Genomic DNA, 12,471 nt, shown 5'->3' with positions numbered 1-12,471 from the left:
CGGTGGTCCTCACAAGCGGTGGGCTGAATCTACGGGACCTAAGTTGCAATTCTGCGCGCCATCAATCAAATTGTTTGTTGTTATGCCAACCATAAGTCAGGCTGATAGATATGAACCTGTTCCAGCTCCGCGCTTTCGATGCTGTCGCCCGTGAGGGCAGCTTTACCCGTGCGGCCAGCCGCTTGTTCATCAGCCAGCCGGCCGTCACCGGGCATATCAAGGCGCTGGAGGAGCACTACCAGATCACCCTGTTGCGGCGTACCGCGCGTCGGGTCGAGCTGACGGAGGAGGGGATTCGACTGGCGGCGATCACCCGCGCCATGTTTGGCCTGGCTGAAGAAGCACAAGCCATGCTCGAGGCCAATCGCCAGCTGCTCACCGGGCGCCTGGAGGTGGCCGCCGACGGCCCGCACCGGGTCATGCCGATGCTGGCCAAGCTGCGCGCGCGTTACCCGGGGGTTACTGTCAACCTGCGCCTGGGCAATGCTCAGGAAACCCTGGCTGCACTGTTGTCCGAACATGCCGACGTGGCGGTCATGACCGAAGTGGAACCTCGTAAGGGGCTGCATTTGCAGAATCTTGGCGACTCACGGATCTGTGCCTTGCTGCCTGCCGGCCACCCGTGGGCGAAGGAGCCTTGGGCGCTGCAGATCAGTGCGCTGAACCAGCAGATCATGGTGCTGCGCGAGCCCAGTTCGATCACCCGGCGCACGTTCGATCAGGCTTGCAGCGAGGCCCAGGTGCAGCCACGGGTGCTGCTCGAATTGGACAGCCGCGAGGCGGTGACCGAGGCGGTGGCGGCAGAGCTGGGTATCGGCATAGTCTCCTCGGTTGAAATCAGCCACGACCCGCGGGTGGTCGCCCGGCCCATAGTCGGGCCTGGCCTGGTCAACCAGCACATGCTCGGCTGCCTGGAGCGGCGTCGTGAACTGCGCCTGATCCAGGCGTTCCTGAGCCTGGCCGCGGCCATTTGAGGCGGGGCTGGCATTTTCCGGGCGGGCCCCTAAGATGGCCCTCACATAAAGACAGGCAGGGTGAACGACGGCTGATGGCGGAGAAAGACACCATCTCGATGCAACTGGTGCGTGAAGCGCTGTTGCAGACTTGCGCCCCCGGCGCGCCGAGCCTGGCCATGCTCAGCCGCGTCGGCATCGATCCGGCGCAGCTGCACGAGGCCAGCGCCCGGGTGCCGGCGAGTGCCTACGCAGAGCTCTGGCGCCTGCTGGCGCGCCGTTGTCACGATGAGTTCTTCTGCATGGACCCGCGTGGCCTGCGCACCGGTAGCCTGGCCTTCCTCTGCCGTTCCTCGATGACCCAGCCGACCCTGGGCGCGGCAATCGAATCCGCCCTGGCGTTTCTGGGGCTGATGCTCGAACACTTGCAGCCGGTGCTGGTGCGTCAGCAAAGCCTGGCCGAAATCGTCATTGGCGAACCGCAGGAAGCGCCGCGTCGACCCTTCACCTATTTCACCTTCTGGATGATCGTCCACGGTGTGGCCTGCTGGCTGGCCGGGCGACGGATTCCGATCCTGGCCATCGAACTGCGCTGCGATGAGCCACCGTTCTGCGACGATTACCGGGTAATGTTCTCGGAAAACCTGCAGTTTGGACGCCCACGCACGCGCATGATCTTTGCCGCCGACTGCCTGGACCTGCCGCTCAAGCGCACCCCGGAGGAGCTGCAGCGGTTCCTAGCCGAGGCACCTGGCAACATCCTGGTGAAGTACCGCGACCCTGCGAGCCTGGCCCGGCGCATCAAGGCTTCGTTGCGCCAACTGCCGGCAGGCGAGTGGCCCGAGACCGAAGGCCAGGCCCAGCAACTGTGCATCTCGGCCTCGACCCTGCGCCGGCGCCTGGCTGAAGAAGGCCAGACCTACCAAGGGCTCAAGGACAGTGTGCGCAAGGAGTTGGCCATCGCCTGGCTGGCCGAAGACCAGGTGAGCTTTGCCGAAATTGCCGACCGCCTGGGGTTTGCCGACAGCAGTTCGTTCTACAAGGCCTTTCGCAAATGGTACGGCTGCAACCCGGGTCATTACCGCACGTTGATCGGCCAAGACCAGCCCGAGCGCCAAACCAGTCATCCAGATTGACAGCTTTGGCCATTGTCCTGCCCCGGCGCTAGCGCGACTATCTCCAGATCATTCGTTTTATTCCAACAATAAGAAACGAGGAGTCTGGCGATGCGTGATTACCGCGGCGCAGCGAAGGGTTTCAACTATCAGCAGACCGCTGCAGCTGTACTGCAGGGCAGCCTGGAAGCACTCAATGCCTGTGTCGAGTGCTGTGACCGGCATGTCGGCGACCACCGCATAGCGCTCAACTGTGAAAACCGCGAGGGCGACAGCGCGCAGTACAGTTTCGAGCAATTGCAGGAGGCCGCCGCGCGCCTGGCCAATGTGCTCAAGGCGCAAGGCGTTGGCGCTGGCGATCGGGTTGCAGGCTTGATGCCGCGTACTGTCGAGTTGCTGGTAACCGTGCTCGCCACCTGGCGCCTGGGTGCGGTCTATCAACCCCTGTTCACCGCCTTCGGGCCCAAGGCTATCGAGCACCGCCTGGAGCAGTCCGGGGCCAGAGTGGTGGTCACCGAGCCGCTCAACCGCAGTAAGCTAGATGACGTGCATGGCTGTCCGACGATCATCTGCGTCGGTGCCCAGGCCGGCGCCAGCGACCTGGATTTCCATACCGAACTCAATGCCGCCAGCAATCACTGCGAGCCTGTGCTGCTGGGGTGCGATGCACCGTTCCTGCTGATGTTCACTTCAGGCACCACGGGCCCGGCCAAGCCGCTGGAAGTACCGTTGCGCGCCATTGTCGCCTTCCAGGGCTACATGCGCGATGCCATCGACCTACGCCCCGAAGACAACTTCTGGAACCTGGCCGATCCGGGTTGGGCCTACGGTCTTTATTACGCGGTAACCGGCCCGCTGGCGCTGGGGCATTCCACGACCTTTTTCGATGGCCCGTTCAGCGTCGATAGCACCTGCCGAGTCATCAACAAATACGCCATCACCAACCTGGCCGGATCGCCTACCGCCTACCGCTTGCTGATTGCCGCCGGCGGCGAGTTCAGCGCGCCCATCAAGGGCCGCCTGCGGGTGGTCAGCAGCGCCGGCGAACCGCTGAACCCGGAAGTGATCCGCTGGTTCGCCGATGAGCTTGGCGTGACCATCCACGACCATTACGGCCAGACTGAACTGGGCATGGTGCTGTGCAACCACCATGGCCTGGCGCATCCGGTACACCTGGGGTCGGCCGGCTTTGCCATCCCCGGGCACCGAATCGTCGTGCTCGATGAGCAACACAACGAACTGCCCGCGGGGCAGCCGGGCATTCTGGCGGTCGACCGCGAGCAGTCGCCGCTGTGCTGGTTCGGGGGTTATCACGGCCTGCCGACCAAGTCTTTCGTCGGCAAGTACTACCTGAGCGGCGACACCGTCGAGCTCAACACCGATGGCAGTATCAGCTTTGTCGGTCGCAGTGACGATGTGATCACCACCTCCGGGTACCGGGTTGGGCCTTTCGATGTCGAGAGTGCGCTGATCGAGCACCCAGCGGTGATCGAGGCGGCGGTGGTGGGTAAACCAGACCCTGAGCGTACCGAGCTGATCAAGGCGTTCGTCGTGTTGGGCAGCGGCCAGAAGCCTAGCGAAGCGCTGGCCGAAGCGCTGAAACAGCACGTGCGCCAACGCCTCTATGCCCATGCCTACCCACGGGAGATCGAATTCGTCAGCGAGCTGCCCAAGACCCCGAGCGGCAAGCTGCAGCGCTTTATCCTGCGCAACCAGGAAATCGCCAAACAACAAGCTGCGCTGGCCCAGACCGCCAGCGCCTGAGGAACGAACATCATGCAGATCGCCAACAAGAACTTCATTGTCAGCGGCGCGGCCTCGGGCCTGGGCGCTGCTACCGCGCAGATGCTTATCGAGGCCGGCGCCCAGGTGATGCTGGTCGACCTCAACGCCGAAGCCGTTGCCGCCAAGGCTCAGGAACTGGGGCCGAACGCCCGCTTTGCAGTCGCCGATATCAGCCAGGAGGCTGCCGCCAAGGCTGCTGTCGATGCCGCAGTGACTGCATTCGGCAGCCTGCACGGCCTGATCAACTGCGCCGGCATCGTCGGCGCCGAGAAGGTGCTGGGCAAGAATGGCCCCCATGGCCTGGAAAGCTTCAGCCGGGTGATCAACGTCAACCTGATCGGCAGCTTCAACCTGTTGCGCCTGGCCGCCGCGGCCATGGCAGAAGGGGAGGCCAGCAGCGAAGGTGAGCGCGGGGTGATCATCAATACCGCTTCGATCGCCGCCTACGACGGCCAGATCGGCCAGGCCGCCTATGCCGCGTCCAAGGGTGCGATTGCCAGCCTGACCCTGCCCGCAGCACGCGAACTGGCACGCTTCGGCATCCGCGTCATGACCATCGCCCCCGGGATTTTTGAAACCCCGATGATGGCCGGCATGACCCAGGAAGTGCGCGATTCACTGGCCGCTGGCGTGCCGTTCCCGCCACGCCTGGGCCGCCCGCAGGAATATGCGGCACTGGCCCGTCATATCATCGAAAACAGCATGCTCAATGGCGAGGTGATCCGTCTCGACGGTGCCTTGCGCATGGCCGCCAAATAACTGCAGGAGGACTGAAATCATGACCCTTGCCAACGATCCGATCGTCATCGTCAGCGCCGTGCGCACCCCAATGGGGGGACTGCAGGGCGACCTGAAAAGCCTCACCGCGCCGCAATTGGGCGCCGTGGCCATTCGCGCTGCCGTCGAGCGTGCTGGCGTAACCCCTGACAGCGTCGAACAGGTACTGTTCGGCTGCGTTCTGGCCGCAGGCCTTGGCCAGGCGCCTGCGCGCCAGGCTGCCCTGGGCGCAGGCCTGAACAAGGGCACCACCTGCACCACCTTGAACAAGATGTGCGGCTCGGGTATGCAGGCGGCCATCATGGCCCATGACCTGCTGCTGGCCGGCAGCGCCGATGTGGTAGTGGCCGGCGGCATGGAAAGCATGTCCAACGCACCGTATCTGCTTGACAAGGCCCGTAGCGGCTACCGCATGGGCCACGGCAAGATCATCGACCACATGTTTTTCGACGGCCTGGAAGATGCCTACGACAAGGGTCGCCTGATGGGCACTTTTGCCGAGGACTGCGCCGAGCACAATGGCTTCACCCGCCAGCAGCAGGATGATTTCGCCATCGCCTCGCTGACCCGTGCGCAACAGGCAATCAAGGATGGCAGCTTTGCCAGCGAGATCGTTCCGGTCGAAGTGACCGTGGGCAAGGAACAGCGCCTGATCAGCGACGACGAGCAGCCGCCCAAGGCTCGCCTGGACAAGATTCCTCAGCTCAAGCCCGCCTTCCGTGATGGCGGTACGGTCACGGCGGCCAACGCCAGTTCTATCTCCGACGGTGCCGCGGCACTGGTGCTGATGCGCCGCTCGCAGGCCGAAAAACAGGGGCTCAAGCCACTGGCTGTAATCCACGGCCACGCCGCGTTCGCCGCCACCCCGGCGCTATTTCCCACCGCACCGATCGGCGCTATCGACAAGCTGATCAAACGCACCGGCTGGAACCTGGCCGAGGTCGATCTGTTCGAGATCAACGAAGCCTTTGCCGTGGTCACCCTGGCGGCCATGAAGCACCTGGACCTGCCCCACGACAAGGTCAACGTGCATGGCGGCGCGTGTGCCCTGGGCCATCCGATCGGCGCCTCGGGCGCACGAATTCTCGTCACCCTGCTGGCTGCCTTGCGCCAGAAAGGCCTGCGCCGTGGCGTGGCCGCCATCTGCATAGGCGGCGGTGAAGCGACGGCCATGGCGGTCGAGTGTCTGTATTGAGGTGCACCATGCTAGTTAACGACGAACAACAGCAAATCAGCGACGCCGTCCGCCAGTTCGCCCAGGAGCGCCTGCGCCCTTTCGCCGAGCAGTGGGACCGTGAGCACCGCTTCCCCAAGGAAGCGATCGGGGAAATGGCCGAACTGGGCCTGTTCGGCATGCTGGTGCCGGAGCAGTGGGGCGGCAGTGACACGGGCTACGTGGCCTATGCCATGGCCCTGGAAGAAATCGCCGCCGGCGATGGCGCTTGCTCGACCATCATGAGCGTCCACAACTCGGTGGGCTGCGTGCCGATCCTCAAGTTTGGCAGCGACGCGCAAAAACAGCAGTTCCTCGTGCCACTGGCCAGCGGCCAGATGCTCGGTGCCTTCGCGCTGACCGAACCCCAGGCCGGCTCCGATGCCAGCAGCCTGAAGACGCGTGCCCGCCTCGACGGCGATCACTATGTGCTCAATGGTTGCAAGCAGTTCATCACCTCGGGGCAGAACGCCGGGGTGGTGATCGTGTTTGCCGTCACTGACCCGGCCGCCGGCAAGCGCGGCATCAGTGCCTTCATCGTGCCGACCGATTCACCGGGTTACCAGGTGGCACGGGTTGAAGACAAGCTCGGCCAGCACGCCTCCGACACCTGCCAGATCGTTTTTGACGATGTACGTGTGCCGGTGGCCAACCGCCTCGGCGAGGAGGGCGAAGGCTACAAGATCGCTTTGGCAAACCTTGAAGGGGGGCGCATCGGTATTGCATCGCAATCGGTGGGCATGGCCCGGGCCGCCTTTGAAGTGGCCCGCGACTATGCCCGCGAGCGCCAGAGCTTCGGCAAGCCGCTGATCGAACACCAGGCGGTGGCCTTCCGCCTGGCCGACATGGCCACCCGTGTGGCGGTGGCCCGGCAGATGGTCCAGCACGCCGCTGCGCTGCGTGATGCCGGGCGTCCGGCATTGGTCGAAGCGTCGATGGCCAAGCTTTTTGCCTCGGAAATGGCCGAAAAGGTCTGTTCGGATGCCTTGCAGACCCTGGGCGGTTATGGCTATCTGAGTGACTTTCCGCTGGAGCGCATTTACCGCGATGTGCGGGTCTGCCAGATCTACGAAGGCACCAGCGATATTCAGCGCATGGTCATTGCGCGCAATCTTTGAACGGAGCAGCTTGCATGAGTTTTGAAACCATTCTGTTGGACATCCACGGCAAGGTCGGCCTGATCACCCTCAATCGCCCGCAGGCGCTCAATGCGCTCAACGCGCAGATAGTTGGCGAGATCAACCAGGCGCTGGACCAGCTCGAAGCCGACCCGAACATCGGTTGTGTGGTGCTGACAGGTTCGGCCAAAGCCTTTGCCGCAGGCGCCGACATCAAGGAAATGGCCGACTTGCGTTACCCGCAGATCTACGTCGATGACCTGTTCAGCGATGCTGACCGCATCGCCAACCGTCGCAAGCCGATCATCGCTGCCGTGTCCGGTTTTGCTCTGGGTGGTGGCTGTGAACTGGCCATGATGTGCGACTTCATCCTGGCGGCTGACAACGCCAAGTTCGGCCAGCCCGAGATCAACCTCGGCGTGCTGCCGGGCATGGGCGGCACCCAGCGCCTGACCCGTGCGGTGGGCAAGGCCAAGGCCATGGAACTGTGCTTGAGCGGTCGCCTGATGGGCGCCGAAGAGGCTGAGCGCGCTGGCCTGGTGGCTCGCGTGGTGCCGCAGGCCGAGCTGCTGGAAGAGGCATTGAAGGTAGCCGCGACCATCGCCAGCAAGTCGATCCCGATGACCATGATGGTCAAGGAAAGCGTCAACCGTGCCTTTGAGGTCAACCTCGCCGAAGGCGTGCGTTTCGAGCGCCGGGTGTTCCATGCTGCCTTCGCCACCGAAGACCAGAAAGAGGGTATGGCCGCGTTCATCGCCAAGCGCGAACCGCAGTTCAAGGACCGCTGAGCGTAGCATCATGTACCACCCGGGTGAGGGTGGGTAGCGTTGAGATACAGCTTCCTTTCAACAACAGGAAGCTCGCTCATGACGCTGATCCCATCCCCCCTCGGGCAGATGGCCCTGAGTGCCAAACTCTGCGGTCCGATTGCCCGGCACTTCGCTCTGCGACCCTCACTGCGAAGCGTTGCTGCGCAGATCATCGAGCAGCAATGGCGCGAGCGCGGTATCAAGGGTCCCGCGCCCTCTACCCTGACGCTGTACCGTAGGGTGCCCGGGCAGGGCTGGCGCCTCGGCAGCCTGGCCGATGCCTTGATCGTTCGTTACTGTCAGGCATCCAGTCTCAACCTCACCGCGGGTGTCGATCTGCTCAGCACGGACCGCGCATCACAAACTCCGAGCGCCACGGACGTCGACCTGTACCAGGTCCAGACGTTGCTCGACGAGTGCGGCCCATTCCTGCTCGATGAGTACAAGCGGGTGCTCGCTGAGTTCTGGAGCTATCGCGGGGATCGACCAAACAGTCCTTGGGGATGGCTGGTGAATTACCTGCATAACCAGTTCGTGACGGACTGCGATCTTGAACTGAGTGCAGGTACGCTCAGCGCCTTCGAGGCTGTCACGGCCAAGGCCGTGGCTGCGTTCCCGGAGGCGGCGCAGCGTGCGCAGCTGGACAACATGGCCGATGTCACGGTATGGCTGCTCAACGCCGATGCAACAACGACCCAGGCGCTGGAACCGGAATGGGCCAGTGCGCTGCTGATCGAACGAGCAGTGCCCGAGCAGCAGCGCACTATGGTGTTGGTCTATACCTTGGCGGGCAAGCTGCACCGTTTTGAATCGCGCGAGGCGTTGGTCAATGCCCTGCGCGGGAGTCGGCACGGCGCTCCTGTTACATTGACCCTGCACAAGATCGCTGGGCCAATGTTCCAGGCACAGGTGACGATGCTGTTCGAGCAATTGTTGGTGTTGATTGAGCGCATCGCGCAGGCGACCCGAGGCACCGATCCCGACTTGCCGGACCTGCTGATGCAGTATCTGGATGAGGCCACGTCGCTGATCGATATCTGTGCGGTCAATCAGCGTCAGACCCGCCTGCTGTATCAGCGTCAACTGCCCCTGTGGCTGCAGCAGTCCAGTATCGCCGATCGTCACGCCTATGCCAGCGGCCTGGTGCGACTGGCCAGGGCGCAGCGACGCGGTGCGGGCAGATCATTCCTGTTCGACATACCTGGGATCCTCGACTACGCAAAAGACGCAGTGCGCGCGGCAGTTCTGGCCGATCACCCGCAATCGGCGAGGTTGAATCTCGAGGACTTTGAGGTGGTCAACGAACGGGTGGACGCTGCTGCAGCGGGTAGCGGCGGCAACCTGTACCCGGTGGGTTCGGTCACGGTAGTGCGCTTGAGCCTGGCACAGCTCGCGCTGGAGAACCGCTCGGCATTGCGGGCAGGATCGGTAACGGTGCAGTCTCGCAACGGTGCCCCGGTGCCCGACTGGCTGACGCGCGGCTACCTTGAAACCTTGGTCAGCCGGCTGGACCTTGGCAAAGCGTATCCGGACTTGCTACGCCAGCAGTTGCTCGATGATGCGTCGGCGCGGGCTGCCCGCCAGACGTTGTTCGTTGATCAGGTGCGTGAGCAACTGCCACTGCTGGCACTTGAGAAGTACCTGCGCAAGACCGATGGCATTACCTCTCGAGGCGTCAAGCTGGTGCAATCGATCTGTGACGTTGTGCCTGGTCATGTCGCGTTGGCGCGGATGCGGCCGCTGGCGTTCCGGCGTCGCGCCGGTGCCAAGGCGGATGTCGCCCTGAATGCGTACTTGATCGACGCCAGGAAGTCCGAAGGCGGACCCTGTGTGCTGTACCGTTCGCTGCATCCACAGCCGCTGCTCGAGTTCACCACGGAACAAGGGTTTTGCGAGGCGTTGTACGACGGCGGGGCATTGCAGGATGACGTGTTGTCGCGCCTTGATGAAAATGCACGGCCTCTTTATGCCAGAGGCGGATTCGAGCAACCGCATATCGTTCGATTCACGCAAGGTGCGGAATTCTCGCCCATCGAGGTCTCTGCACCTTCCACCCTGGCCGAGGAGGCCCTGGGCGAAAATATGCTGGGACAGCTGTACCTTTCTTGCGCGCGGGAGTTGGTTGCCCTGGCCGAGGCTCAGTCGGTATCCAACAGTGAGAACCGCTGGATCGCTTATGAAGAATTGGGATGGCTGATGTTCAACACCCTGTTGCCCTTCTTCAATGGCCCTGTGACCGTTTCCGCCTGGATGCTGCAGTTTTTCGCCAGCCTGCAAAGTGAACTTCAGTTACCTGAGGCGCAGGAGGACGGCGAGCGGCTGGCCGTGTTGTTGTTCAATGTCGCGTCGATACTGTTCACGTTCAGGAACGAGCCGCCGCTGTTGAAAGCACCGTCTCGTGCGCCGGAGAACAACGAGACGTTAGTGCCCATGCGTCTTGTCGATGACGCTGTCGAGCGTGCGCCGAGTTCGCCCTCCGCTGCGTCACTGGCGGGCCTGGATTTCAGTTGGTCGTCGGCCAGGCCCGGCTTGACCAGTGCGCAGCGCACGGCGCTGGAGCCGTTCAAGGCTGAGTTGACCCTGGGTCGATTGGGCGAGGCGCTGCCCCACGGGCCGCGACAGGGTTTGTACCTGCACGCCGATCACCTGTGGGCGAGCGTCGACAGTAATGTATATGAGGTCGCGATCACCGAAGATGGAACACGCATCGTCGACGGGCAAGGGCAGTTGGGCCCCTGGTTGCGTCAGCAGACGCCCGGCGTCTGGGCCTTCGACCTAGGGCTGCGCCTGCGGGGTGGCATGCCGCTGAATCGGCGCATCGAGCAAATGCGTGAAGCCAATCGGCAGCGGGTGACAGCATTGGAGCATGAGCTTGCTGGTTTGAGTATCGAACGCGAGGCGCGAATTGCGCGGCTTGCTCGGAACGAGGCGGAATTCGGCTTCGACAAACATCCAGGCGAGCAGCACCTGCGGGCGTATGTCGACGACATACGTCACCACTGTCAGCAGTTGATCAAGGCCGACGAAAGTTTTCAGGCATTGAACCAGCTGAAGAGCCAGGCCAACTTCAACCGGGCTCGCGCCAGCAATCTGTTCGAACTGGCGAGTGCTCAAATCCATCTGGTTCGTATGTTGCGCTTACAGTTTATCGATAGCGTCACGCGGGCACGTACACTGCCAAGCGTGCAAGAGCCGCCGCTGCAGCAGGCGGGGGGCAATGGCGTGGCGGGCAGGCGTGAACGGTTTGTCCAGGCGTCCCGTCACGCCAAGGCACTCATCAAAGAGGCTTTGGCGAGCTTTGAAGCCATTCGTGAGGTACGTCGACAATTGCGCGGCTTATTACCAACGGGGCCGCAGAATATCGCCGAAATCGATGAGCAACTTGGGAGAGCAAACTCCTACAGGTCATGGCAATCCAGCGAGATCAGCCTGCAAGGTGTGTTGATTCTGGAGGCCGACCAAGGCGAAGTGTGGCAGTTGCTGGATACGGTGAAGTCGTCACGTATTGCACTGCAGATGCAGGCCACGCTTGAAGGCGATACCTCGTTTACGAGCCAGGAACGCGTTGAGGTGCTCGATGGCAGCGTTCGCAACTTTGCCGTTGCCTTGGAGGTGGCGCGTAACTATCAAGCGGGGCCGAGGAGTGAAGCCGCCAAACCTTTGGTCGAGGCGTATGTGCATTCGCTTCAAAGGATGTTGCTGGAAGCCGAAGGCGAGTTGGCCAGGCATATTCGCGTGTTATCCAGCGAAAGCGAGCCAGCCCAGCCAAGGGCGAACAGCAGGCATGCAGTGATCAAGACGCGCAATCGAGGAGGGGTGGTTGGTCAGCGGCGGGTGGGGACGGGCAGCAATCCGGATTCAGTGGTCGTGCTTGATCCGATCGAGAACAGCGAATTGGCGGTTTATCAGGAGTCCAGCGAAGCGGGTGTCTGGCAGCCTGTCGCTCCCGCCACACCCGTGCAAACTGCGGCACCCCGCGCAAGTCTGGGCAACCTGCTCAAACGTGTCGGCAAACTTTTGGCCGGCGCAGAGCGGCAGATGCTGCAGGCCCGGAGCCAGGCCCGAACGGCAACGATCGGTGTAGAAATGGAGGAGATTCTGGTGCAGCAGGCGACGCCATTGGAGGCGCTGGCCAACGATATCGAAGAGGCCCTGACCGCGGTGAACGAGGTCGACCGCGCTACCCAGGAACATGACGCAGCGATCGAAGCCAAGGCCTTGAGTGACAAGGCGGTGGCAATGCGTGCCCTGGGGCGCGAATTGCGCATTTCGATCACCAGGGCGCAACCTCCGACGGTAGGTCGCCTCGTCTATCTCAAGCGTCAGGGTGAGATCAGTATTACCCGGCCCAAAGGACGTGAACCGAGCGCACGGCGCACAGGCCGGCCTCAAGACTACCTGCAAGAATATGTGATCAGCGACACAACCGGGCAACCCCTGTGGTATGCCCACTTTCATTACCCAAGCATGGACACGGCGGCCAGTGACTTTACCGCAGCCCACCTGAAAACCCGTGAACAGCGATTTGATGGTGGGCAGTATCGAGTGAAAGCCGAGCAGAACAGCCAGGTGGTGATCCAGATCTACCGCAGCCTGATCGACAGGGCTTCCGCCGATGCCTTGTTCCTGGGGCTTTAGCAGCGTTGCCGGGGTGGCAGGCAACCTTGCTACCCCGGCCTGTGCCTTACTACCAAATGAGTA

Annotated in this window: 8 protein-coding genes; all 8 read left to right on the top strand. The window is 62.7% G+C overall.

The features are described from left to right. The first annotated feature begins 110 nt into the window (after window positions 1-110). The 8 genes from ABVN19_RS13780 (at window position 111) to ABVN19_RS13745 (ending at window position 12,408) form a co-directional block, all read left to right on the top strand. Window positions 111-974: a LysR substrate-binding domain-containing protein gene (locus ABVN19_RS13780; protein ID WP_028945282.1), complete on the top strand. Its 864-nt coding sequence runs from the start codon at window positions 111-113 to the stop codon at window positions 972-974. A gap of 74 nt (window positions 975-1,048) precedes the next feature. Next, window positions 1,049-2,089, top strand: coding sequence for an AraC family transcriptional regulator (locus ABVN19_RS13775; protein ID WP_028945281.1), 1,041 nt, complete (start codon window positions 1,049-1,051; stop codon window positions 2,087-2,089). Between the two features lie 90 nt (window positions 2,090-2,179). Continuing rightward, window positions 2,180-3,832 carry an acyl-CoA synthetase gene (locus tag ABVN19_RS13770; RefSeq protein WP_105642785.1) on the top strand — a complete coding sequence of 551 codons (1,653 nt, stop codon included), beginning with the start codon at window positions 2,180-2,182 and terminating at the stop codon, window positions 3,830-3,832. A 12-nt stretch (window positions 3,833-3,844) separates the two neighbouring features. Continuing rightward, window positions 3,845-4,612 (top strand): SDR family NAD(P)-dependent oxidoreductase, encoded by a 768-nt coding sequence (locus tag ABVN19_RS13765; protein WP_028945279.1) that lies wholly within the window; start codon window positions 3,845-3,847, stop codon window positions 4,610-4,612. A 19-nt stretch (window positions 4,613-4,631) separates the two neighbouring features. After that, on the top strand, window positions 4,632-5,825 hold the full coding sequence (locus tag ABVN19_RS13760; protein ID WP_028945278.1) for an acetyl-CoA C-acyltransferase: 1,194 nt from the start codon (window positions 4,632-4,634) through the stop codon (window positions 5,823-5,825). Window positions 5,826-5,833: 8 nt separating this feature from the next. Continuing rightward, the gene (locus tag ABVN19_RS13755) at window positions 5,834-6,961 is read left to right on the top strand and encodes an acyl-CoA dehydrogenase (RefSeq protein ID WP_028945277.1); all 1,128 of its coding nucleotides are present in this window, start codon (window positions 5,834-5,836) and stop codon (window positions 6,959-6,961) included. Window positions 6,962-6,975: 14 nt separating this feature from the next. Next, entirely contained in the window at window positions 6,976-7,749 is a 774-nt protein-coding gene (locus ABVN19_RS13750; RefSeq protein ID WP_105642786.1) for an enoyl-CoA hydratase, read from the top strand. A 765-nt stretch (window positions 7,750-8,514) separates the two neighbouring features. Continuing rightward, window positions 8,515-12,408 carry a DUF6543 domain-containing protein gene (locus ABVN19_RS13745; protein WP_353632754.1) on the top strand — a complete coding sequence of 1,298 codons (3,894 nt, stop codon included), beginning with the start codon at window positions 8,515-8,517 and terminating at the stop codon, window positions 12,406-12,408. Window positions 12,409-12,471: the final 63 nt, after the last annotated feature.

The organism is Pseudomonas vranovensis (assembly GCF_040438935.1).
Taxonomy (GTDB): Bacteria; Pseudomonadota; Gammaproteobacteria; order Pseudomonadales; family Pseudomonadaceae; genus Aquipseudomonas; species Aquipseudomonas vranovensis.
This window is presented reverse-complemented; position numbering and strand designations above follow the sequence as displayed.